Raw genomic sequence first — 22,892 nt, forward strand, 5'->3', positions numbered from 1 at the left:
CCCACTCGAGCCATGCAGACCATCCAGCCATGGAAGCGTCATTTAACGATCTGCTGGCGGATAGCCTGAAGGTTCTCGGGCATCGCATCAGGAGCGAACGTAAACGCCAGCAATTGAGCCAGGAAGCTCTAGCTGACGGATGCGGTCTCCGGCTGGGGGCCATTTCAGATATCGAGCGCGGCCTGTCGGTGCCGAGTTTCAGAAGTCTCGTTCTCATCGCAGGTGCCCTTGGCATCTCTCTGCGCAGCCTGCTGCCCGAGCCGACAGAGCTGTTTCCTGACAAGGCGACGGATGATCTTTCCGAACTCATTGCCATCGCCAAGGACCTCCCGCTCGATCGCCTGAAGATGGCAGTCGCGCTGATCCGTGTCCTGAAGAACGGCGATTGAGATTGTCTGCGGCCCGTCTGATAAAGCGGATGGGCCGCGCCGTCCTCGACCTGCTGTTGCCGCCGCGCTGCCTCAACTGCCGCGATCCGGTCAGCGACCCCGGCGCGCTCTGCCCCGCCTGCTGGAACAACGTCCGGTTCATTTCAGCCCCGCTTTGCGATGATTGCGGCTGGCCCAAGGCGCTTGCCGACGAAGATTGCACAGCCTGCGCGCGGCGGCGGTTGAAGCTGCATCGCGTGCGTTCCGCGTTCTTCTACGACGACGACAGTCGGGGGCTTATCCTGCGTTTCAAACACGGCGGCCGGTTTGATGGGGCGCCCGCCTATGCCGGATGGCTGGCGCGGGCGGCAGCCGACTTGATGCCGGAGGTGGATGTCATCGTGCCGGTGCCGCTGCATCGCTTCCGCCTGATGCGACGCGGCTATAATCAGGCGGCTCTGCTGGCGCGGCACCTGGGCCGCCTGACCAATAAGCCAGTGGATGTCTCGCTGCTGCGCCGAATCCGGTCAACCCCGGCGCTGGGCGGGCACACCGCCGGTCAGCGAATGCGGTTGCTGAAGGGCGTTTTTGCTCTGCGTGCCCGTGCGGATATCGTGGGCAAGCGTATCTTGCTGGTCGACGATGTGCTCACGTCCGGCGCGACTCTGGAAGAGCTGGCACGGGTACTGCGGCGGGGCGGGGCAAAGACGGTCGACGCGGTGACACTGGCCAGGGTTCCGCTGTCCGAGGATTGACCCGAGGCCACCGGCTCCCCATCCTAGGACTTGTGTATGTTGGCCTAACGCGCTTTGCGCTGCTTGAGGCCGATGTCTTGCCCTATCGTGCTTCGCGCTATTTGAGGCTTGTTTGTGTTTGGCCTATCGCGCGTTGCGCTATTTGAGGCCGTTGTTTTCAGGAGTTCGCCCGTGGCCCAGATTGAAATGTATATCGATCCCTTCTGCCCCTATTGCGCCCGCGCCAAGCGGCTGCTGACCAGCAAGGGTGTCACCTGGACCGAGATCGATGTGGTGGCCGAGCCCAAGCTGCGCGCTGCGATGCGCGAGCGTACCGGCGGCAAGAATTCGGTGCCGCAGATCTTCATCGACGGCAAGCTGATCGGCGGCAGCGACGATATCCATGCCTTGGATGCCAAGGGCGGTCTCGATCCCCTGCTGGCGGCCTGACGTATGGTGAAGGTGGCGTTGCTGCAGCAGACGGCGGAACGGGAATTCGGTCCGAACCTCGACTGGCTGTCCGACCATATCCGGGATGCCGCCAGCAAAGGCGCCCGCTTCATCCTGGCGCCGGAAAACTGCGCCATGCTGGAACCCAAGCGCGAGCTGCATATTGAAAAGGCGCGGGCGGAGGAAGACCATCCTCTACCGCCGCTTTTCTCCAAGCTGGCCCAGGAAACCAAGACCTGGCTGCTGGCCGGATCCATCGCCGCCAAATTGCCTGACGGCCGCATGGCCAACCGCTCCCTGCTGTTTTCCCCTGACGGCAAAATCGCGGCACGCTATGAGAAGATCCATCTTTTCGATGTCGATCTGCCTAATGGCGAGCGCTATCGCGAAAGCGCGACCTTTGCCCCCGGCGAACGCGCGGTGGTCGCGGAGACGGAGTTCGGCAAGATCGGTCTCAGCATCTGCTACGACATGCGTTTCCCGCAGCTCTATCGTAGCCTCGCCAAGGCGGGGGCGTCGATCCTCACCATGCCGTCGGCCTTCACTGTGCCGACCGGCGAGGCGCATTGGCACGTGCTGCTGCGCGCCCGCGCTATTGAGACGGGGTGCTTCGTCCTGGCCCCGGCCCAGACCGGGAGCCATGCCGAGGGGCGCCGGACCTATGGCCATAGTCTCGTGGTTTCCCCCTGGGGCGAGGTGCTGGCCGATGGCGGGCAGGATGCCGAGATCATCTATGCCGACCTCGATCTTGATGAGGTGATTGCTGCGCGCGGCCGGGTTCCGTCCCTGCAGCATGATCGGGTGTTCGATCCGGCTTAGGGGCTGAAAAATAACTCTGTCATCCCGGCCCCCGAGCCGGGATCCGGCCAAATGAAGTGGCAGTTCTCAGGCGGTAGTGATCCGCAACCAACTTCGGCCGGATCCCGGATCAAGTCCGGGATGACAGCCATCATGGAAAAACCGCCCCCTACCGCGGCATCAGCCCCTTGACCAGCAGACGCCAGAGCGCCTCGAACGACCGGTCGATTCCGGGATCGCTCCAGGCGGTGGCGTGCATCGGGTGATGGTAGAAGCTGGTGGCGCGGAAGATCGCCTGCGCCGTCGCACCTGCATCCATCGGGGCGATCTCGCGGGCGTCGATGCCATCCTGCAGTATGCGGGCGATCTGGCCCTGAAGATGGGCGATATGCTCGGCAATCACGTCGCCGGATTCCGACGCGAGGGCGCTGTAGGTGGCGAACATCTCCGGATCCGCGCCGACCTTCTGGCGCTTGGACGTCATCAGCGCATGGAACCAGCGGTGCAGCCGGTCCAGCGCCGGACCCTTGGCGGTGGCGAATTCTTCGAGCGGGTCCGAGACCCGCAGCAGCCAGCGTTCGGCAACCGCGTTGCGCAACTCGGCCTTGCTCGCGAAATGGCGATAGACGCTGCCATGGCTGACACCCAGCGCCCGCGCCACATCGACGACGGTAGTCTTGGTCGGTCCGAACCGGCGGAGGACATCCTCCGCCGTATCCAGGATCTTGGTCGGTGTCAGAACCGTGTCGTTCATCAGCCTCGTTCGCTGTCCAGCGTGCTCATATGATAGTCGGGATAGCGGCCGCCGACTGCCGCATGGGCAGGCATCGCCGCTTCGATCCGGGCAAGATCGTCTGCCGAGAGCTGGAGGTCAACAGCGGCGAGGGATTCCGTCAGGCGATTGCGGGTGCGTGCGCCGATCAGCGGCACGATGTCCTGCCCCTGGGCCATGACCCAGCCGATAGCGATCTGTGCCACGGTGACACCCTTTGCCTCGGCGACAACCCGCAAGGCGTCGACGAGTTTCAGATTCTGCGTCAGGTTTTCGCCTTCGAAGCGCGGCAGATGCCCGCGATAGTCATTGGTGCCGCTCTCCTTCGTCCAGTGGCCGCTGATCAGGCCGCGCGACAGCACGCCATAGGCGGTGACGCCGATATTGAGGCTGCGCAGTGTCTCCAGCAGCGGCCCTTCGAGCCCGCGCGAGATCAGCGAATATTCGATCTGCAGATCGGCAATCGGATGCACGGCGGCGGCCCGGCGGATGGTTTCCGAGCCCACTTCCGACAGGCCAATATGGCGCACGTAGCCTGCCTTCACCAGATCGCCAATGGCGCCGATGGTATCTTCAATAGGCACATTCGGATCCAGGCGGGCGGGGCGGTAGATGTCGATATGATCGACGCCCAGGCGCTTCAGGCTATAAGCGGCGAAAGTCTTGACGGCGGCGGGGCGCGAGTCGAAGCCCAGCCAGCCTTCGTCCGGCCCGCGCAGGGCGCCGAACTTGACGCTGACCAGGGCCTTATCGCGCTTGGCGCTGCCGGTCAGGGCGTCGCGGATCAGCAGTTCATTCTCGCCCATCGCATAGAAGTCGCCGGTATCGAGCAGGGTGACACCGGCCTCAAGCGCGGCATGGATGGTGGCGATGCTCTCCTGGCGGTCGGCAGCGCCATAGAAGCTGGTCATGCCCATGCAGCCCAGGCCAACGGCGGAAACGGGAACGGATCCAAGGGTACGGGTGTTCATCGGAAATCTCTCCATCGGGGTGCGATGAGAGGGATATAAAACATTGAATGACAGATTTCAATATCTGTCATTCAATGTTTGTGATTTGACCGCCGTGGTGAGTGGGACGGTGCGGATTCAAAAACACTGTCATCCCGGCCTTGAGCCGGAATCCGGCCGAATTCAGAAGGCGATCTGAGGCGTCGTCGCGCTGCAACTGCCAACGGTCGGATCCCGGGTCAGGCCCGGGATGACAGTTCATTTGAGGTGACGGCGGGACCAAAAACAAAACGGGCGCCTCTTTCGAGACGCCCGTCTGGCAGTCCTATGCCGTCAAGTGTTAGGCAACGCCGTGGCAGTGCTTGTACTTCTTGCCCGACCCGCAGGGGCAGGAGGCATTGCGCGACAGGCCGGTCCAGGTGGCGGGGTTCACCGGATCGATGATCGCGCCCTGGAAATTCACGAGGCCATTGGCATCGCGCTGGTCGAGCAGCGCCGGATCCGGCTGGAAGTCGAGGGCAGCACTCTCGCCCCCGCCCATCAGCGCGCTTTCGGGTGTCTGCATCTGCAGCATCATGTGCGACAGGGTCGAGGTGGTCTGTTCGCGCAGGCGATAGAGCATATCCTCGAACAGCGAGAAGGCTTCGCGCTTATATTCGTTCAAGGGGTCGCGCTGGGCATAGGAGCGCAGGCCGATACCCTGGCGCAGATGGTCCAGCGACAGAAGGTGATCCTTCCACAGCTGATCCAGGATCTGCAGCAGGATCGATTTTTCGGCAAGGCGCATGATCTGTGCGCCATATTCCGTTTCCTTGGCGCCCAGCTGATCGTCCGAGGCCTTCAGCACACGCTCCAGGATCTCTTCGTCGGCGATGCCTTCTTCCTTGGCCCAATCCTTCACCGGCAGGTCGAGATTAGCGACGCGCAGCAGTTCGGTGTGCAGCGTGTCGACATCCCACTTTTCGGCATAGGCGTTGGGCGGAATGGCGGTTGCAACGAGGTTCTGGATCACGTCGTGACGCATGTCAGCGACGGTTGCCGAAGCATCGTCGGTCTGCATGATCTCACGGCGCTGTTCATAGATGACCTTGCGCTGGTCATTCATGACGTTGTCGAATTTCAGCAGGTTCTTGCGGATTTCGAAGTTGCGGGCTTCGACCTTCTGCTGCGCCTTTTCCAGGGCCTTGCTCACCCACGGATGGATGATCGGCTCGCCTTCCTTCAGGCCCAGCTTCTGCAGCATGCCATCGAGACGGTCGGTCGCGAAGATGCGCATCAGATCGTCTTCGAGCGACAGGAAGAACTTCGAGGCACCCGGGTCGCCCTGACGGCCGGAGCGGCCGCGCAGCTGATTGTCGATACGGCGGCTTTCATGGCGCTCGGTGCCGATGACGTAGAGGCCGCCGGCGGCCAGCACCTTCTGCTTCGATTCTTCGATGTCCGCTTCGATGGCGGCGATGCGCTTGGCGCGCTCGTCCGGATCGGTCACATCAGCCAGTTCGGCCTTCACGCGCATTTCGACGTTACCGCCGAGTTTGATGTCGGTACCGCGGCCGGCCATGTTGGTCGCGATGGTGACAGCGCCCAGATGGCCCGCCTGACCGATGATCAGCGCTTCCTGCTCGTGATGGCGGGCGTTCAGCACGTTGTGCGGAACACCAGCCTTCTTCAGCTCGTCGGACAGAAGTTCGGATTTTTCGATCGACACGGTGCCGACCAGTACCGGCTGACCGCGCTCGCGGCATTCCTTCACCAGTTCGACGATGGCGGCGTATTTTTCGCGCGCGGTGCGATAGATCTCGTCGTCGTGATCTTTGCGCTGGATCCCGACGTTGGTCGGAATTTCCAGTACTTCGAGATTATAGATCTCGGCAAATTCCGCGGCTTCGGTCATGGCCGTACCGGTCATGCCGCCCAGCTTGGGGTACATGCGGAAGTAGTTCTGGAAGGTGATAGAGGCCAGAGTCTGGTTCTCTGCCTGAATCTCCACATGCTCCTTGGCTTCCAGCGCCTGGTGCAGACCTTCGGAATAGCGTCGGCCTTCCATCATGCGGCCGGTGAACTCGTCGATGATGACGAGCTTGTTGTCCTTGACGATGTAGTCGACGTCGCGGGTGAAGAGCTTGTGCGCCTTCAGGGCCTGATTGACGTGATGCACCAGATTGACGTTGGCAACATCGTACAGCGCGCCGGACTTCAGCATGCCGACGTCGCGCAGAATCTCGTCGATATGATCCTGGCCGGTTTCGGTCAGGGCGACGGTGCGCTGCTTCTCGTCCTTCTCGTAATCCTCGTCCTTCAGGCGCGGGATCAGGACGTCGATGGCCTTATAGAGTTCCGAGCTGTCTTCGGCGGGGCCGGAAATGATCAGCGGGGTGCGGGCTTCGTCGACCAGGATCGAGTCGACTTCGTCGACGATGGCGAAATTGAAGGGGCGCTGGGCGATGTCTTCCAGGCGGAACTTCATATTGTCGCGCAGATAATCGAAGCCCAGTTCGTTATTCGTCGCGTAGGTGATGTCGCAGGCATAGGCGGCCTTGCGCTCTTCGTCATTCAGCCCATGAACGATGACGCCGGTAGTCAGACCCAGGCGGCCAAAGAGGCGCCCCATCCATTCACTGTCGCGGCGGGCCAGATAGTCGTTCACGGTCACGACATGCACGCCCTTGCCGGACAGCGCATTGAGATAGGTCGGCAGGGTCGCGACCAGGGTCTTGCCTTCACCCGTCTTCATTTCGGCGATGCGGCCCTGATGCAGGCACAGGCCACCGATCAACTGAACGTCGAAGGGGCGCATGCCCAGTTCGCGCTTGGAGGCTTCGCGCACGGTCGCAAAGGCTTCGGGCAGCAGATCGTCCAGGCTTTCACCGGCTTCGATGCGGGCCCGGAACTTGGCCGTCTGACCCGTCAGCTCCGCATCGGTCAGCTTGGAGATCTGGTCTTCAAGGGCGTTGATCCGGTCAACGGTCTTCTGCATTCCCTTGACGACACGGTCGTTAGCCGAACCGAACAATTTGCGGGCCAATGCGCCAAGCATACCAATTCCTTCGAATTCCAACCCAAACGGGACCTGCCGCTTTGAGCGGCAAATAACATCCACCGCCCCATGGCGGCAGACGAGACATAAGGGGGCGGGGGGTGCCTGTCAATTCGCGTCGCAGCATGGGCCTTTCCTTTTAGGGCGTTCTATGGTTAGGTCTGGTGCCTAATCGGGCCGGTGATCGGCCAAAGGCCAGCCTCCCGACCCATTGGGAAGGCACGCCTCGCGATCATGACCGTCAGTCTCTTCGACCTCTTCAAAATCGGCCTCGGCCCTTCGAGCTCGCACACTGTCGGCCCCATGAAGGCCGCGCAGCGTTTCGCCGTCGAAGCCCACGCCAAATATGGCAACCGTATCTCCCGCGTGGTGGCCGAGCTCTATGGCAGCCTGGCGCTGACTGGCAAAGGACACGCCACGGATAAGGCGGTCATCCTGGGGCTTGCGGGCGAATTGCCCGATCTGATCGATCCTGAACGCGCCGATCCGCTGCTGGCCGAAATCCGCACCGCCAAGGTGCTGGTGCTGGCCGGGCAGATCCCGCTGCCGTTTGTCGAAGGGCGCGACCTCGTTTTCCGCTATGACGCGCTGCTGCCCCATCACACCAACGGCATGCGTTTCCTGGCCTTCGATGCCGATGGTCAGGCGCTGACGACCCGCATCACCTATTCCATCGGCGGCGGCTTCATTATCGACGAGGAAGACCTGGACAAGGTGCAGGCCGGAGCCAGCCGCAGCTTCCCGTACCCCTTCTCCAACGGGAAGGAGATGCTGGCGCAGGGGCGCAAGAGTGGCCTCAAGATCGCCGAGATGGTGCTGGCGAACGAATGTGTCGCCCGCTCGCCCGCAGAAATCGACGAAGGCATCGACCGCATCTGGCAGGTGATGCAGGACTGCGTCGCGCGCGGCCTGACCCGCGACGGACAGCTTCCGGGCGGGCTGAATGTCCAGCGTCGTGCCAAGAAGCTGGCTGAAAGTATCGAGGCCGACCGGGGCCGCAATACCGCGCCGCCGACCGAAATGTTCGACCGTGTCAGCCTCTATGCCATTGCGGTGAATGAGGAGAATGCGGCCGGTGGCCGTGTGGTCACGGCCCCGACCAATGGGGCTGCGGGCATCGTTCCGGCGGTCCTGCATTACTATAGCCGCCATTGCCCCGGCGCCGACCGCGCGGGCATCGCGACCTTCATGCTGACGGCGACAGCCATCGGTGGGCTGTTCAAGACCAATGCGTCGATCTCCGGCGCCGAAGTCGGCTGTCAGGGCGAGGTAGGGGTTGCCTGCTCCATGGCGGCAGCTGGGCTTTGCGCAGCCCTGGGCGGCACGAACGAGCAGATCGAGAATGCAGCCGAAATCGGCATGGAACATCACCTGGGCATGACCTGCGATCCCATCGGCGGTTTGGTCCAGATCCCCTGCATAGAACGTAATGCTTTCGGGGCTATCAAGGCGATCAACGCGGCGTCGCTGGCCTTGAAGGGCGATGGAACCCACAAGGTCAGTCTGGATCAGGTGATCGAAACCATGCGCCAGACCGGCCTCGACATGATGTCGAAATACAAGGAGACCGCCCAGGGCGGCCTCGCCGTCAATGTGGTGGAATGTTAGCTAATTCTTTGAATTTTCATAAAAAAACAAAAAAGGAAAAATAGATGGCAGATTTGGATCTCCATAGTCGTTACGCAACCGACCTCGAAGTCTTTACCGACGCCGATGCCGCCTATAAGCGGATCCTGGCGATCTATGAGCAGTCGGCGACCACGATCCGCGAGGCCTTTGCGCGCCTGGCGAAGGGGGACGAGGCAAAGCCCGTCACCGCGAATTATCCCTACCTCGGCGTCAGCATCGCGCAGTCGAACCTGATGGTCGACGCGCGTCTGGCCTTCGGTGCGCTGTTCGAGGCGGGGGAATATGGCACGACTCTGACCCGCCCGGCGCTGTTTGCCGATTATTACCGCGAGCAGATCGGCCTGATCCTCAAGAACCATAAGGTGCCGGTCTGCGTCGGGGTGTCGAAGCGCCCGATCCCGCTGCCTTTCGTGATCGAGAATTCGACGGCCGATGTGACCGAAGCCCAGGTCCGGCAGATGCAGTTCTTTTTCTCGCTGCCCGATCTGGCGTTTGTCGATGATGAGATCGCCAACGGCACCTATCGCCCGCGCGAGGATGCGCCCAAGCCGGTTGCGCTCTTCACCGCAGAACGGGTGGATTATTCCCTGGCCCGCCTGTCGCACTATACCGCGACGGGGACCGAGCATTTCCAGCGCTTCATCCTGCTGACCAACTATCAGCGCTATGTCGATGAATTCTGCTCCTACGCCCGCAAGGTGGTGGGGGACGAGAACAGCGGCTATGACAGTTTTGTCGAGCCGGGCGACGTCATCACCACCCAGCAGGGCGTGAGCGGCGTTGAGCTGAAGGGCCTGCCCCAGATGCCCGCCTATCACCTGACGCGCGGCGACAAGCAGGGCATCACCCTGATCAACATCGGCGTCGGCCCGTCGAACGCCAAGACGATTACGGATCATCTGGCCGTGCTGCGTCCCCATTGCTGGATCATGCTGGGGCATTGCGCAGGTCTTCGCCGCACCCAGTATCTGGGCGATTACGTGCTGGCCCACGGCTATCTGCGTGATGACCATGTGCTCGACGCCGACCTGCCGGTCTGGGTGCCGGTGCCGCCGATCGCCGAAGTGCAGGTCGCGATGCAGGATGCCATCCAGCGGGTCACCGGCCTGGATCGCGCCGACCTCAAGAGCCGCGTGCGCACAGGGACGGTGGCGACCACGGACAACCGGAACTGGGAACTGCGCTACGACGAGTTCTATGAGCGCCTGAACCAGTCACGCGCCATCGCCGTCGATATGGAAAGCGCAACGATTGCCGCCAACGGCTTCCGCTTCCGCGTTCCCTACGGCACGCTACTCTGCGTCTCGGATAAGCCGCTGCATGGCGAAATCAAGCTGCGCGGCATGGCGAATGCGATGTACCGCGAGCGTATCGCCCAGCATCTGGAAATCGGGATCGAGACGATGCATCTGCTGCGCGACCAGGGCGTCGGGCAACTGCACTCCCGCAAGCTCCGCAGCTTCGAGGAGCCGAGTTTTAGGTAGTTCTTCAGGAGCAAGCCATATCGTTAAAAATCTCGTCATCCCAGGGCTCGACCCTGGGATCTCGTGTGGCCATACCGTGTAGAGACAGCGGCGGAAGGAGATCCCCGAATCAAGTCCGGGGATGACGAACCATTTTGTTTACCGCCCTAGAAAATCCGTCAGCATGCGCGCCAGGGCCTCGGTAGCAGAGCCCGGTTCGCTGGCGCCGACGGCGAGGCCGATCTCGAGGTGGCCGAGGGATGGGAGGCCTTCTACCACTCCTGGTTTACGCAGATCGGGCGGCGCGGCGCAGGCGGGCATGGCGGCAATCGCAAGTCCGGCGCGTACGGCGGTCAGCAGGCCGATCATGCTGTCGCTGGCATAGGCCTCGCGATACTCGACACCCGTTCCATCGAGGGCTTTCAGTGCCCGATCCCGGCTGATACAGCCCGCCTTATAAAGCGCGACCGGCAACGGGCGGCGAAGCTCGGGCTGGAAGTTGGGGGAGGCGACCCAGATGATCGGTTCGCGCCGCAGACCCCGGATGCTGCTGCCCATCTCGCAGGTCACCACGGCAAGATCGAGATCGCCCGCTGCGACCTTGGGAACCAGGCGCTGGCTTGGCTCGCAGGTGATCTGCAAATCGACGGCCGGATGCTCTTCCCCAAAACGCGCCAGCAGGGGCGGCAGCAGGGTCAAGGCGTAATCGTCCGGCGTGCCGAGCCGCAGGGAGCCGGTCAATTCGGGCGCCGTCAGTTCGCGCCAGGCATCCTCCTGCGCGCGCAGCAGGCGGCGGGCATGGCCCAGCAAGGTCTCACCCGTCGGGGTCAGGCCGGTTGCGCGGCCGACACGCTTCAGGATCGGGCGGCCGATCACATCTTCCAGGCGCTGCATCTGCATGGAGACGGCCGACTGGGTGCGGCCCACCCGGACGGCGGCGCGCGCAATCCCGCCTTCCTCCGCCACCAGGACGAAGCTGCGTAGGAGATCGAGGTCGAGGGGCGGTGCAATCATAAAATCAGTTTATCTGATGTGTTGATGCAAAACTATCAATTTGATTGCTGATAGGGCTGGCGCGATCCTGGAGCCTCTTCCAAGGAGAGCGGATATGACATCGGAACGGCGCGGCATCTTCACCTTCATCACGGCGATGAGCCTGTCGGGCACCATCGGCGTCTTCGTGACCGAGGCGGGGACGGACCCCTTCACCACGGTCTTCTGGCGCTGCGTTTTCGCCGCCGGATTGCTGTTTCTCTATGCGCTGGCGACGGGCTTGCTGAAGCGGCCCTATCCCGCGCCCAAGCTGATCCTGCTGGCGCTGCTGGGCGGTTGTTTCCTGGTTGCCAACTGGCTGGCGCTGTTCGCGGCCTTTCGCCATATCCCGGTCGGGCTGGCGACGCTACTCTATAACGTCAGCCCATTTTTTGCGCTGATCTTCGCAACGCTGTTCCTGGGGGAGCGGCCGGGCTGGCAGCCGGTTGGTTGGGTCGCGATTGCTTTTGGCGGTTTTCTGCTGGCCAGCGAGATCGGCAGCCTGGAAGGCGCCTCGTTGCTGGGGGTGCTGTTGACGCTCCTGGCGGCCTCGCTCTATGCCGGAGCGACGCTGATCGGGCGGCGACTGAAGGCATTGCCTGCGCCGCTGACCTCCCTGATCCAGGTGAGCCTGGGGGCTGTGGCGCTAGCACCGTTTGCGGGTGGCATCTCGGCAGTTCCAGGTCATGCCTGGGGTTGGCTGATGGCCCTGGCGGCGTTGCCGACGGCGGCTGCCTATATCCTGATGTATGATGCTTTTCCGCGCTTGAAGCTGCCGCAGATTGCCGTCATCGGCTTCACCTATCCGCTGGTGACGATCCTGCTGGACGCCCTGGTCTATGGCCATGTGCTGGGGGTGCAGCAATGGGTGGGGTTTGCATTGATCGCCTTTGCCAGCCTGGCCGTCACCTTGAAATGGCGGCTGCTGCCCCGCCTGACGTCTGCCAAGCAAGAGATGATCTAGTGAAATCCGTATTTCTCGCGGCACTGCTGGCCTCCTCCGCCTTGCCCGCCGCTGCCCTGACCTTCACCACCGAAGATTTCCCGCCCTTCAGCCTGCACCGGGAGGGGCAGGTCGCCGGGATCAACAGCGATATTCTGCGGCTGGCGGCCGAAAAGGCGGGATTGAGTGTCGATTTCCGATTGCTGCCCTGGCCTCGCTGGCCGACATCGGTGGCCGCAAGGTCGGCAGCTATAATGGGGCCGCCTATGGCAACTTCCTGGAAGCGCAGGGGATCAAGATCGACCGTACCGTCGACGATCGCAGCAACTTCCTGAAGTTGATGGCCGGGCGGATCGATCTCTGGGTCGCGGGCAGCAAAGTCGGCCCCTGGATCGCCGCGCAGGAAGGGCAGCCGGGAACCCTGAATAACGTGCTGGAGCTTGAAGGGATCGGCGGGGATTTCTGGCTGGCTTGCAATCCAGGCACGGCCACGGATGAGTTGGCCAAACTGGACAGCGCAGTTCGTGAGATCGTTACCGACCCGGTCCGGGAAAAGATCGAGCGCAGGTACCGCTAAGTCATCAAGTAGACTGATGTTTGTGAGCAATTTTATTCATTAGTTTGATGTATTGACTGACCCCATGATCGACGCTTCTTTCGTAAGGAGCGGATCATGGGGTCGGAGACACGGGCGGTTGAGATGCGGGCGGGGCTCGCCTTCGGGTTGGCGATGTGCGTGTCCGGCACCCTGGGCGTCATGGTGGTCGAGGCGGGGACCGACCCGGTTACCACCGTCTTCTGGCGCTGCGCCCTCGCGCTGCCGGTCATCCTGCTCTATGCCGCCTGGCGCGGGCTGCTGAAACCGCCGTTTCCGCCCTTGAAGCTCTGGCTGCTGGCGGGTTTGAGCGGGGCGTTGTTCGTGGGCGACTGGATCGCGTTGTTCGCGGCCTATTGCCTGATCCCGGTGGGGCTGGCGACCATCACCCTCAACCTCTATCCCTTCATCACCCTGGGGCTGGCGGCCGTGGTGCTGCGGGAGCGGCCGGGGTGGAACGCCCTCGGCTGGATCGTCATCGCATTTGGCGGCTTCCTGCTGGCGACCGGCCTGCTGGGGCTGGGCGGTACCTGGGATCCGCTGGGGATTATCCTGAGCCTGGTCGCGGCTGTCTTCTATGCCGCCGCGACCCTGGTCGGGCGCTTCCTGAAGGCCATGCCCGCGCTGCTGACCACCTTGGTGCAGATGAGCGTCGGGGTGCTGTCGCTGGGGCTGTTCATCGCCCCGGTTGGCGGTATGCCGGAAACCTCGTGGTTCTGGCTTGCTGCCATGGCGTTGGGGCCGACAGCCGGCTCCTATGTCCTGATGAACCTTGCCTTCGGTCGCGCCCGCATGGCGGTGATCGCGGTCTTGAGCTTTGTCTATCCCGTCGTGACGGCGGTGCTCGATGCCCTGGTTTATGGCCGGGTGCTGACGCCCCTGCAGATCCTGGGTTTTCTGCTGATCGCGGGGGCCAGCCTCGCCGTGACGTTCCGCTGGCCCCTCAATCCCTTCAGCTCAAGGCGGCAGCCAGAAGCGGCAGGCTGATATCCATGCGGTAATCGATGCCCGAATGGGTGTCGGGGAATTCTTCGTACCTGTGATCGATGTTGAGGTCGGTCAGGCGGCGGTTCAGCAGGCGCGCGCCATAGACCAGGTTATATTGGTCGATGTCGCCGCAATCGATGAAGAGGCACTTCATCGCCTTCAGGTTCTCCTGCGCATCCTTGTCCTCGACAATGGTGAGCGGATCGAAGGAGAGCCAGTTGGCCCAGCGGTCGGGCAGCAACTGGCAGGTGTCGGTGGTGACCGGCAGGCGGACACCCAGAGGCGAGGTCGGATCGGGGTCGAAGCTGGCGGCCTGGGCCAGGAACATGATGGCATGCCAGCTCTTGTCGTCGGACTTCACCGCGCCTTCGAAGGCGTCGATGAACTTCGCGATGTCGAACTGGTGTTTGGCAAGCGTACGCAACACGCCGCCCCAGTCGCCCAGGCTATAGAGCAGATCGAACCCCATGTCGCCCGAATGGCAGGCGGCGGCGCTCCAGATGGTGCCGCCATGTTTCAGGGCGTGATAGATGGAGCCATAGCCGCCCGAGCTTTTACCGAAGATGCCGCGCTTGCCAACGCCGCCGCAGCCAAACTTTCCTTCAACGGCAGCCAGCATTTCCTGCGTCAGGAAATCCTCCCAGCGGCCCATGACCGGCGAGTTGACGTATTGGTTGCCGCCCAGGCGCGTGAAGCAGTCGGGGAAGGCGATGACAGCGGGTTTCATGGCGCCTGACGCGATCAGGCGGTCGACCCGCTCCGGCACCGTCTCGCCATGGTTCTTCCAGTTGGTGTGGGCCGGGCCGCCTGCGGTGAAGCCGACCACATCGACCAGCAGCGGCAGACCCTTTCCGTCGTGACCGGCGGGGATATAGACATCGACGCGCCGACGCTCCGGGTCGCCCAGCAGATTGTCCGCAGCGGCCTTGCTGTCGATCCAGATCTGTTCGATCCGTCCGGTGGGTTTCCCGATTTCACTGCGACGACGCATGGGTTCAGCTCCGCAAAAAGAAAAGGCCGGGGATTTCTCCCCGGCCTCGCCCCGTCGGTCAAGCGACCTTTGGAAGGCTATTCCTTATTCCCCATGAGGCGCAGCAGCGACATGAAGATATTGATGAAGTTCAGATACAGCGACAGGGCACCCATGAGGGCCATTTTGCCGAGCGATTCGCCGCCCAGGCTTTCGTTGTAGCTTTCCTTCAGGTTCTGCGTGTCCCAGGCGGTCAGGCCGGTGAAGATCACGACCGACAGCACCGAGACAATCCACTGCAGCTGGGTCGAGCCGAGGAAGATGTTCACGACGCTGGCGATGACGAGGCCGAAAGCACCCATCATCAGGAAGCCGCCCATCGTCGCAAGGTCACGCTTCGTCGTGTAGCCATAGAGGGCTGCCGACAGGAACATGCCTGCGGTGATGAAGAACACCCGGCCGATGGAGGCGCCGGTATAGACCGCAAAGATGAAGGAGATCGACAGACCCATCAGGCCTGCAAAACCCCAGAAGACTGCCTGCGCCGTCGCGAACGACATGCGGTTGATGCCTGCGCTGAACAACAGGACCACGCCCAGCGGCGCCAGCATCACGACCCACTTCAGCGGGGTCGCGAACAGCGTCTGGAGGAGCGCCGGCGAATTGCCGACAAAAAATGCGACGATGCCGGTGATGACCAGCGCAGCCGCCATGTAGCCGAAAACCCGCTGCATGTACGTGCGGAGGCCCGCATCATACTCTGCCCGGTCGATGGTCTTGGCGCCTGTCTGCCAACCAGGCGTCTGCCAACCCTGAGCCATGGAAAACTCCCTTAGTGAAACGGCCACTTCGCGTGACCTTGCGTTCGCGATTATAAATAGGAATGCGGTCTTCGTGAATCAATATCGGCAGATGATGGTAAAACCAGGGCCTATTCTATTCCGATTGAGGGGGCGATCTCTGTAGTAGTGATGCGAGAGACTGAGGCCCGGCAAAGCTAGTCCTTGCGGTGAGGATCGTCGATGCGCCGAAAATGAAGGCTTTCGAGTGTAGCAGCGTGAAATGAAAACGGCGGGCGCCGTTATGACGCCCGCCGATGCTGTGGAGTCAGTGCTGATTAGTGGTGGCGCAGTTCGTCCATCTTCTGGCGCTGTTCGGGCGACAGGCTGCGGAAGACTTCGCGGCGGGTCTCGCCGAAGGTCTTGCGCTCCTCGGGGGTCATGGTGCGGAAGTCTTTCCCCGCACGGGCCTTTTCCAGCTTCGCCCGCTGGTCCGCTGTCAGGATGGCGTCCGCTTTCTGGCGCATCTGTTCGAACTTCTGCTTGCGTTCGGTCTTCACGGCTTCCAGCTTCTGCTTCTGTTCGGCGCTCAGGCTGGACATCACCGCCTCGCGCTTGGCCTTATAGGTGTCACGTGCCGCTTTCAGTTCGGCCTTCTGGGCATCGGTCAGGATATTCTCCAGTTCCGAATGGGGGCCGCGGCCGTGATGCATGCCGGGGGCGGCAAACGCCGGAGCGGCGAAAGCAGCCAGGGCAACGGGAACCAGCAGAAGGGATTTGAACGAGGTCATGGAGTTTCTCCGACAAGGGAAGAAAGAGAGGATCGAAGCGCGCTTGTCTTCTGATAGGAAGCGTCCCCTCGTCTCATCCCCTTACAAATTGTTCACCTTGTTCTCCTGTGTCGCGATTGGGGTCTTTTCCCTTTTGCCGCAGACTGCACCGCCCACGGAGTATGGGGCGGACAAATTCCTGCACCTGCTGGGATATGGCGGGCTGATGGTGCTCGCCGCCTTCGCCTGGCCAAGGGTACGCTGGCGGTGGTGTGCGCTCGCGCTGATCCTGGGGGGGGTCGGGATCGAGTTGGCCCAGGGGCTGACGCCGACCCGTTATCCGAGCATGGGCGACGTGCTGGCAAATGGTGCCGGTGTGTTGATCGGCTGGGGGCTGGCGGAGTTGGTCGTGCGGCGAAGCAGATAAGCTTGTCATCCCGGCCCTGAGCCGGGATCCGGCCGCCCAAGGTGGCAAGTCCCATACGTGGCGAGCGGCAACCACCTTCGGCCGGATCCCGCATCAAGTGCGGGATGACGGATGCATCAAGTGCGGGATGACGGATTTAGAGACCTTAAAGCCGAACCCCGCGTACGAGGCGCGGCTGGTCGCCCAGTACGCCCATGGCGTGGCGGATGAAGACCTTTTTCAACGGCAACAGACGATTAACCGCCGCCAGACCCAGGTCGCGGGCCAGGCGAATCGGGGCGGCATCGTTGCTGAAAAGGCGATTGAGCGCGTCCGTCGCGGCGACCATCGCCAGCACGTCCGGACGGCGCCAATGTTCATAGCGGCGCAGCAGATCGGGGCTGCCGAGATCCTGGCCCAGGCGCGCGGCATCCACCAGCAGTTCGGCAAGGGCGGCGACATCGCGCCAGCCCAGATTGACGCCCTGACCCGCGATCGGATGGATGCCATGGGCGGCGTCACCGATCAGGACCATGCGGCCAGAGAAGAAGCGGGTGGCAAGATGCACGGTCAGCGGCCAGGACCAGCGCGGCCCTTCGACGGTGAAATTGCCGAGCCAGGGGCCGAAGCGCCGGGTCATCTCCGCCGAAAAATCCTCGTCGTTCAGCGCTAACATCCCTTGCACAAGATCGCGCTTCTCGGTCCAGACGATGGACGAACAATGCGGATCCTGCAGGGGCAGAACGGCAAAAGGACCGGCGGGCAGGAAACGTTCGTGGGCGACACCATTGTGCGGCTGCTCGTGGCGAACGGCACAGACGATGGCGGTCTGATGGTAGTCGGAGGAAACGGATTTGATGCCCGCTGCCTCGCGCACCTGACTCTTGCGGCCATCGGCACCGATGAGCAGTGGTGCCGTCAGACGCTGACCGTCCGCCAGTTCGATCCAAGCCTGATCATTATCCTGGCCAAGGGCGGCAACGCTCATCGGAGCAAAGCGAGTAACCGCTGGGGTATCGGCCAGCGAACGCTCGAAAGCCTGGCGCAGGAAGCGGTTCTCTACGATCCAACCCATCGGCTGGTCGCCGACTTCCCGGTGGTCGTAGTGAAGGAAGAGACGGGAAGGGCCGTCGGAGACGCGGATATCCCGGATCGGGCCCGCTTCATCCACATGACGCCAGACGTCCAGCGTTTCGAGAATGACCTTGGAGCCGTAGGCGACTGCTGTGCCGCGTCCGTCAAAACGGGGGTCCAACTGAGGCTTGGGGGCCTGATGATCAATGGTCGCGACCGATAGTCCGGCACGTCCGAGGGCGATGGCAAGAGTGGCGCCGACAAGGCCGCCGCCAACAATAAGAGCATCGAACCGCGAGGCAGTCATCAGATCTCAATCGCTAGTTTTTCAAGAAGTGTTTGGAGCGGCTCAGAGCGTGCCGCGCTGCAGCAAATCTGTCCAGGGAAAATGCATGATTTAAGTGCATCAAATTTAATCACTGCCCAATATTTAGACATAACGGCAGGATCGTGGCGGAAATTTTGCGCCTGCGCTGGCGGTTGGCGAAAGCGGCACGCTTCTTGAAAAGACCCCCACCGAAGTGCTGTTCCGCACGGGAGCTCCGCCCGGGGCTAACACGGGAATGAAGGGGAGTTGTTGGGCTCATGAAACTGGTTATAGCCATTATCAAGCCGTTCAAGCTTGAGGATGTCCGCGAGGCCTTGACCGGGCTGGGCGTGCAGGGCCTCACCGCGTCCGAAGTCAAAGGCTTCGGTCGCCAGAAGGGCCAGACGGAAATCTATCGCGGTGCGGAATACGCCGTGAGCTTTCTGCCGAAGGTCAAAATTGAAGTCGCGGTTTCGGACGACCTCGAAGATGCCGTTGTGGAAGCGATCCAAAAGGCCGCGCACACAGGTCGCATTGGCGACGGCAAGATCTTCGTGATCGATCTTGCCCGTGCTGTTCGCATCCGCACCGGAGAGCAGGGCGGCGAAGCGCTCTAGGGCGCTGTTCGCATCCCTTTCCATCTAGGAAGGAAACACCGATGAACGTAATGAAGAAGATCGGCGCGGGCCTGGCGGGGGTGTTTTCCCTGCTGTTGCTGGCCGCGCCTGCGCTGGCCCAGGACGCCGCGAAGCCGGCTCTCGATTCGGGCGATACCGCCTGGCTGCTGATTTCGACCGCTCTCGTCCTCATGATGACCATTCCGGGCGTCGCTCTGTTCTACGGCGGCATGGTCCGCAAGATGAACGTGCTGTCGACCGTCATGCAGTCGTTTGCGATCACTTGCATCGTGACGATCCTCTGGGTTCTGATCGGCTACTCCCTGGTCTTCACCGAAGGCACCAGCTTCATCGGCGGTCTGTCCAAGACCCTGCTGTCCGGCGTGACCATGGAGACCACCAACAGCCTGGCGGCTACGGTTCCGGAAACCGTCTTCGTCATGTTCCAGATGACCTTCGCGATCATCACCGTGGCGCTGATCGTCGGTGCGGTTGCTGATCGCTTCAAGTTCTCGGCCCTGGTCATCTTCTCGATCTTCTGGCTGGTTCTGGTCTATGTGCCGGTTGCCAAGTGGGTCTGGGGCGGCGGCTTCCTCGGTGCTTGGGGCGTGCTCGATTTCGCTGGCGGCACCGTGGTGCATATCAATGCCGGTGTTGCCGGTCTGGTCGCGGCGCTGGTCGTCGGCAAGCGCAAGGGCTATGGCACGGAAATGTTCCTGCCGCATAACCTTGTGCTGTCGGTCATCGGTGCGTCGCTGCTATGGGTTGGTTGGTTCGGCTTCAACGCTGGTTCGGCTGTCACGGCCGGTGCCGGTGCGGGCATGGCGATGCTGGCAACCCAGGTTGCTGCCGCTGCTGCTGCCCTGGCCTGGATGTTCGCCGAATGGGCCCTGCGCGGTAAGCCCTCGATCCTCGGTATCATCTCGGGTGCAATCGGCGGCCTCGTCGCCATTACCCCGGCTGCCGGTTTCGTCGGCCCGGGTTCGGCCATCATCATCGGTCTCATCTCCGGCGTGGTCTGCTTCTGGGGCGCCACCTCGCTCAAGAACGCCCTTGGCTATGACGACAGCTTGGATGCCTTCGGCGTCCATGGCATCGGCGGCATCGTCGGTGCGATCCTGACCGGTGTGTTCGCCGATCCCGCGATCAACTCGCTCGGCACCGGTCTGCTGTTCGGCAATGCCGGTCAGGTCATGACCCAGCTCTATGGCGTGGCGATCACCATCGTCTACACCGCCGTCGCGACCTTCATCATCCTGAAGGTGATCGACCTGATCGTCGGCCTGCGCGTCGATCCGGAAGCCGAACGCGAAGGTCTGGATCTGCGCCTGCACGGCGAATCGATCCACTAATCTAAAGCTTGTCTGACCCGGTAACACGGGGTGGCGAGAAGGAGGGAAGCTCACGCTTTCCTCCTTTTTTGTTGCTTTTAAATGGCTTGCATCACATTCTTGCCGTGTTTTATCTCGTTTTGCCGTCATACGCTTGGGTTGCCATGTCTTCTGCCCGCCTATCGCATCTGCCGACTTATCCCTTCCGCCGCCTGACTGCGCTGCTGGAGGGGCTCGATACTCCGGCCGGGCTCGAGGTTATCAATCTCTCCATCGGCGAGCCGCAGTTGCGCTTCCCGGAACTGGGGCGCCAGGCCCTGGTGGCGGACATGGACCGCTTCAATAAATATCCGCCTGGGGCGGGCGAACCTGCCTGGAAGAAGGCGGCGGGCGATTGGCTGACCCGCCGCTATGGCTTGCCAGTGGGGATGATCGATCCGGCGACCATGATCGTTCCGGCGCCGGGGACACGCGAATCGCTGTTCCTGCTGGGTCTGGCGGCGGTGCCGGAAAGCAAGGCGGGCAAAAAGCCCGTCGTGCTGATGCCCAATCCGTTTTATCAGCCCTATGCTGCGGCGGCCGTCTTTGGCGGGGCGGAGGCGATCTTTGTCGATGCGCCTCGGGAGAATGGTTTCCTGCCGGATCTGGATGCCATCGCACCCGAGCTTTTCCAGCGTTGCGCGATTTTCTACCTCTGCTCGCCGTCCAATCCCCAAGGCGTTGTGGCCGAGAGAGCCTATCTGCGTCGCCTGCTGACTTTGGCGCGCGAGCATGACTTCGTGCTGGCGATGGATGAATGCTACGCCGAAATCTGGCTGGATCAGGCGCCCGATGGGGCCTTGCAGGCCGCGCTGGATCTGGGCGGCAGCCTCGATAACCTTATCTGCTTCCATTCGCTTTCCAAGCGGTCTTCGGCGCCGGGCCTGCGGTCAGGTTTCGTCGCGGGCGATCCCAAGGTGATCGCCAATCTGCTGCGGGTGATGGACTACGGCGGGGCGGGAATGCCGCTGCCGATTCAGAGCGCCGCCGCCGCCCTCTGGGCCGATGATCGCCATGTGGAGGAGATCCGCGCCGTCTATCGCCAGAATTTCGCCCTGGCGGAGAAGCACCTCAAAGGCCGTTTTGGCTATTTCCGTCCGGGCGGCGGTTTCTTCCTGTGGCTCGAAGTCGGCGACGGTGAGGCCGTGACCAAGGCTTTATGGCAGCAGGCCGGGCTTAAGATTCTGCCGGGTGGGTTCCTGACCCGCGATGCCGCCGACGGCTCCAATCCTGGACGAAATTTCATCCGCGTGGCCCTGGTCCATCCATCTGACATTATCGATACTGCTCTTCAGCGCATGGTTGTGGTGCTGGAGAAAATGTCATGCAAAGCGGGTGGTGCTGGATGATCGTTGCCGGTCTGACCATGGCTGGCATTTTTGCGGCGCGCGCGGGGCAGCCCGTCGTTGTGCCGCCTATGGATTTTTATTTCGGTAATAGACCGCACGCAACGCAGCCATATGTGATGGATTTCGGCAGATATGACTCCGAGGCCCGGTGCCAGGATACCGATATCAGCATTCGTATGCGCTTGAACTGCGATCGCTTGGAAGCTGAACGCAATCGCTTCGATCACCGGCAGGCCTGTGCCAGCCGCTCCAATCGGGACAAAAAATCACGAGCAATTTGCGAGATGGGGCGAAACTGATGTCGAGCCTTTCGCACAACTGCAGCTCACAGGATGGCCAAAATTTCATGCGCGGACTCATGGTCCGTCCATCTGTAGTCATTGATAATCTCGAACAGCCTGTGGTTGCTGTTTCGGAAGGTTTATCATGCGAAGAGGGTGGTTGTGCGTCGTGGTCGTTGCCAGCCTTGGGGCGTGTTCCCCCAACGGCGGCGGCAGGGGAAAATCCTTTTTCGATACCGGCTACGTCAATGGCTGCTTGTCTGGGGAAAACAGCACGCAGCGGATGTCTAACTGCGAGCGGGCCGAGCGTTTGCAGAAGGAGCAGCAGCGCCAGGATGCCTGCCAGGAGCGCGCGACCCGCAAGAGGCGGAGTGGCATGGCCTGCGGTTAGAAATGCTCGTTCTGTGGTCACCGCGTCCTGCAAAGGCTCCGTCCAGGATGGCGAAAATTTCATCTCGCGGCTTATGGTCCGTCCATCCGAATGCATCGACAATGCTTCCAGCCGCGCCTCTGCGGCTCAGGAGGATCTGTCATGCAGCTTTATTGGGTTACGATAGTGGCGGCTGCTTTGTCGCTCAGCGCCTGTGTTCCCGACACCGGCGGCTATGGTCCGTCGACCGGCGGGGGGTACTACAACAACCAGCCGACCTATTACGGCGGCGGTTACGGTGGGGGCTATAACCGACCGGACTATGATGACGACCGGTTGTCGCGCCGTCAGCAACAGGCGTTGAACGAAGGGTGCGAGGACAAATACTCGAACTCCAGAAGCAAGCGAAATGCCTGCAAAAATCAGCAAACAGACGGCTGGCGCGATGCTTTGAAAAACGGGTGCCGCGACAATTACGCGAATGACAAGAAGGCGCTGCGTCGCTGCTTGTCAGGATTATAGAGGAACTGAATGATTCTGAACGGCCATGACAGCATCTCTGATCTCCGCTCGGTTTTGGGCGGTGGCGCCATTGAGCAGGCGCGTGAGATGTTTATGGCGGCAGGTCGTTTGGTTAGCGGCTTTCTCATGGTATCCAGCAGCCAAATCAATCTCGCGAGCACTCTGGGCAGAGCGCCATTCTTCCACGGCGGCATCAAGTCCCAAAATTGCGGCGCTTATCGCGATAAGGAAACCGATGGCTGGCGCGATGCGCTGATCATGAAATGCAAGAAGACCTACCGCGAAGACCCCAAGGGTCTGCGCCGGTGCCTGGGTTAGG

At 61.9% G+C, this 22,892-nt stretch carries 25 protein-coding genes; 17 read left to right on the forward strand and 8 right to left on the reverse strand.

Annotation, left to right across the window (positions count from 1 at the left end; translation table 11 throughout):
- The first annotated feature begins 29 nt into the window (after positions 1 to 29).
- The 4 genes from ACFSM5_RS03435 (at position 30) to ACFSM5_RS03450 (ending at position 2,371) form a co-directional block, all read left to right on the forward strand.
- A complete protein-coding gene (locus ACFSM5_RS03435) occupies positions 30 to 389 on the forward strand; it encodes a helix-turn-helix domain-containing protein (protein ID WP_379874839.1) in 360 nt (119 codons plus the stop codon).
- 29 nt (positions 390 to 418) lie between these two features.
- Positions 419 to 1,123: a ComF family protein gene (locus ACFSM5_RS03440; protein WP_379874840.1), complete on the forward strand. Its 705-nt coding sequence runs from the start codon at positions 419 to 421 to the stop codon at positions 1,121 to 1,123.
- Between the two features lie 171 nt (positions 1,124 to 1,294).
- On the forward strand, positions 1,295 to 1,552 hold the full coding sequence (gene grxC, locus ACFSM5_RS03445) for a glutaredoxin 3 (RefSeq protein ID WP_379874841.1): 258 nt from the start codon (positions 1,295 to 1,297) through the stop codon (positions 1,550 to 1,552).
- A gap of 3 nt (positions 1,553 to 1,555) precedes the next feature.
- Positions 1,556 to 2,371: a carbon-nitrogen hydrolase family protein gene (locus ACFSM5_RS03450; protein WP_379874842.1), complete on the forward strand. Its 816-nt coding sequence runs from the start codon at positions 1,556 to 1,558 to the stop codon at positions 2,369 to 2,371.
- Between the two features lie 148 nt (positions 2,372 to 2,519).
- Here ACFSM5_RS03450 and ACFSM5_RS03455 read toward each other — a convergent pair whose 3' ends face one another.
- The 3 genes from ACFSM5_RS03455 to secA all read right to left on the reverse strand — a co-directional run bounded on the left by ACFSM5_RS03455 (position 2,520) and on the right by secA (position 7,109).
- Positions 2,520 to 3,104 (reverse strand): TetR/AcrR family transcriptional regulator, encoded by a 585-nt coding sequence (locus tag ACFSM5_RS03455; RefSeq protein WP_379874843.1) that lies wholly within the window; start codon positions 3,102 to 3,104, stop codon positions 2,520 to 2,522.
- A complete protein-coding gene (locus ACFSM5_RS03460; protein WP_379874844.1) occupies positions 3,104 to 4,093 on the reverse strand; it encodes an aldo/keto reductase in 990 nt (329 codons plus the stop codon). The genes ACFSM5_RS03455 and ACFSM5_RS03460 overlap by 1 nt, the downstream gene beginning before the upstream one ends.
- A gap of 319 nt (positions 4,094 to 4,412) precedes the next feature.
- Entirely contained in the window at positions 4,413 to 7,109 is a 2,697-nt protein-coding gene (secA, locus tag ACFSM5_RS03465) for a preprotein translocase subunit SecA (RefSeq protein WP_379874845.1), read from the reverse strand.
- Between the two features lie 234 nt (positions 7,110 to 7,343).
- On the opposite strand from secA, the gene ACFSM5_RS03470 reads away from it, so the two are divergent.
- Both ACFSM5_RS03470 and ACFSM5_RS03475 read left to right on the forward strand, forming a co-directional pair.
- The gene (locus tag ACFSM5_RS03470) at positions 7,344 to 8,717 is read left to right on the forward strand and encodes an L-serine ammonia-lyase (protein ID WP_379874846.1); all 1,374 of its coding nucleotides are present in this window, start codon (positions 7,344 to 7,346) and stop codon (positions 8,715 to 8,717) included.
- Positions 8,718 to 8,761: 44 nt separating this feature from the next.
- Positions 8,762 to 10,222 (forward strand): AMP nucleosidase, encoded by a 1,461-nt coding sequence (locus ACFSM5_RS03475; RefSeq protein WP_379874847.1) that lies wholly within the window; start codon positions 8,762 to 8,764, stop codon positions 10,220 to 10,222.
- A 138-nt stretch (positions 10,223 to 10,360) separates the two neighbouring features.
- On the opposite strand, the gene ACFSM5_RS03480 is transcribed toward ACFSM5_RS03475, so the two are convergent.
- A complete protein-coding gene (locus ACFSM5_RS03480; protein WP_379874848.1) occupies positions 10,361 to 11,215 on the reverse strand; it encodes a LysR substrate-binding domain-containing protein in 855 nt (284 codons plus the stop codon).
- Positions 11,216 to 11,309: 94 nt separating this feature from the next.
- Between ACFSM5_RS03480 and ACFSM5_RS03485 the strand changes: the two genes are divergently transcribed.
- From ACFSM5_RS03485 to ACFSM5_RS03500, 4 genes are all read left to right on the forward strand, one after another.
- Positions 11,310 to 12,197: a DMT family transporter gene (locus ACFSM5_RS03485; protein ID WP_379874849.1), complete on the forward strand. Its 888-nt coding sequence runs from the start codon at positions 11,310 to 11,312 to the stop codon at positions 12,195 to 12,197.
- Positions 12,197 to 12,511 (forward strand): transporter substrate-binding domain-containing protein, encoded by a 315-nt coding sequence (locus ACFSM5_RS03490; RefSeq protein ID WP_379874850.1) that lies wholly within the window; start codon positions 12,197 to 12,199, stop codon positions 12,509 to 12,511. Before ACFSM5_RS03485 ends, ACFSM5_RS03490 begins: the two co-directional genes overlap by 1 nt.
- A gap of 5 nt (positions 12,512 to 12,516) precedes the next feature.
- Positions 12,517 to 12,753, forward strand: coding sequence for a hypothetical protein (locus ACFSM5_RS03495; protein WP_379874851.1), 237 nt, complete (start codon positions 12,517 to 12,519; stop codon positions 12,751 to 12,753).
- A gap of 96 nt (positions 12,754 to 12,849) precedes the next feature.
- Positions 12,850 to 13,758 (forward strand): DMT family transporter, encoded by a 909-nt coding sequence (locus ACFSM5_RS03500; protein ID WP_379874852.1) that lies wholly within the window; start codon positions 12,850 to 12,852, stop codon positions 13,756 to 13,758.
- Here the strand turns inward: ACFSM5_RS03500 and ACFSM5_RS03505 are convergent.
- The 3 genes from ACFSM5_RS03505 to ACFSM5_RS03515 all read right to left on the reverse strand — a co-directional run bounded on the left by ACFSM5_RS03505 (position 13,724) and on the right by ACFSM5_RS03515 (position 16,298).
- The gene (locus ACFSM5_RS03505) at positions 13,724 to 14,749 is read right to left on the reverse strand and encodes an alpha/beta hydrolase (RefSeq protein ID WP_379874853.1); all 1,026 of its coding nucleotides are present in this window, start codon (positions 14,747 to 14,749) and stop codon (positions 13,724 to 13,726) included. The genes ACFSM5_RS03500 and ACFSM5_RS03505 overlap by 35 nt on opposite strands.
- 77 nt (positions 14,750 to 14,826) lie before the next feature.
- Positions 14,827 to 15,549 carry a Bax inhibitor-1/YccA family protein gene (locus ACFSM5_RS03510; RefSeq protein WP_379874854.1) on the reverse strand — a complete coding sequence of 241 codons (723 nt, stop codon included), beginning with the start codon at positions 15,547 to 15,549 and terminating at the stop codon, positions 14,827 to 14,829.
- A gap of 296 nt (positions 15,550 to 15,845) precedes the next feature.
- Complete coding sequence (locus ACFSM5_RS03515) at positions 15,846 to 16,298, reverse strand: hypothetical protein (protein ID WP_379874855.1); 453 nt, start codon at positions 16,296 to 16,298, stop codon at positions 15,846 to 15,848.
- A 133-nt stretch (positions 16,299 to 16,431) separates the two neighbouring features.
- On the opposite strand from ACFSM5_RS03515, the gene ACFSM5_RS03520 reads away from it, so the two are divergent.
- Complete coding sequence (locus ACFSM5_RS03520) at positions 16,432 to 16,704, forward strand: VanZ family protein (protein ID WP_379874856.1); 273 nt, start codon at positions 16,432 to 16,434, stop codon at positions 16,702 to 16,704.
- A gap of 145 nt (positions 16,705 to 16,849) precedes the next feature.
- Here ACFSM5_RS03520 and ubiH read toward each other — a convergent pair whose 3' ends face one another.
- A complete protein-coding gene (gene ubiH / locus ACFSM5_RS03525) occupies positions 16,850 to 18,064 on the reverse strand; it encodes a 2-octaprenyl-6-methoxyphenyl hydroxylase (RefSeq protein ID WP_379874857.1) in 1,215 nt (404 codons plus the stop codon).
- A gap of 278 nt (positions 18,065 to 18,342) precedes the next feature.
- Here ubiH and ACFSM5_RS03530 point away from each other — a divergent pair, with 278 nt between their 5' ends.
- From ACFSM5_RS03530 to ACFSM5_RS03555, 6 genes are all read left to right on the forward strand, one after another.
- Entirely contained in the window at positions 18,343 to 18,681 is a 339-nt protein-coding gene (locus ACFSM5_RS03530) for a P-II family nitrogen regulator (protein ID WP_379874858.1), read from the forward strand.
- A 41-nt stretch (positions 18,682 to 18,722) separates the two neighbouring features.
- Positions 18,723 to 20,033 carry an ammonium transporter gene (locus ACFSM5_RS03535; RefSeq protein ID WP_465261224.1) on the forward strand — a complete coding sequence of 437 codons (1,311 nt, stop codon included), beginning with the start codon at positions 18,723 to 18,725 and terminating at the stop codon, positions 20,031 to 20,033.
- Positions 20,034 to 20,176: 143 nt separating this feature from the next.
- Positions 20,177 to 21,400, forward strand: coding sequence for an aminotransferase class I/II-fold pyridoxal phosphate-dependent enzyme (locus tag ACFSM5_RS03540; RefSeq protein ID WP_379874859.1), 1,224 nt, complete (start codon positions 20,177 to 20,179; stop codon positions 21,398 to 21,400).
- Positions 21,397 to 21,699, forward strand: a complete 303-nt coding sequence (locus ACFSM5_RS03545) for a hypothetical protein (protein ID WP_379874860.1) — start codon at positions 21,397 to 21,399, stop codon at positions 21,697 to 21,699. The genes ACFSM5_RS03540 and ACFSM5_RS03545 overlap by 4 nt, the downstream gene beginning before the upstream one ends.
- Positions 21,700 to 22,213: 514 nt before the next feature.
- Positions 22,214 to 22,573, forward strand: coding sequence for a hypothetical protein (locus tag ACFSM5_RS03550; RefSeq protein WP_379874861.1), 360 nt, complete (start codon positions 22,214 to 22,216; stop codon positions 22,571 to 22,573).
- Between the two features lie 9 nt (positions 22,574 to 22,582).
- Positions 22,583 to 22,891 carry a hypothetical protein gene (locus tag ACFSM5_RS03555; RefSeq protein ID WP_379874862.1) on the forward strand — a complete coding sequence of 103 codons (309 nt, stop codon included), beginning with the start codon at positions 22,583 to 22,585 and terminating at the stop codon, positions 22,889 to 22,891.
- Position 22,892 lies beyond the last annotated feature (1 nt).

The organism is Lacibacterium aquatile (genome assembly GCF_042683105.1).
GTDB lineage: Bacteria > Pseudomonadota > Alphaproteobacteria > Elsterales > Elsteraceae > Lacibacterium > Lacibacterium aquatile.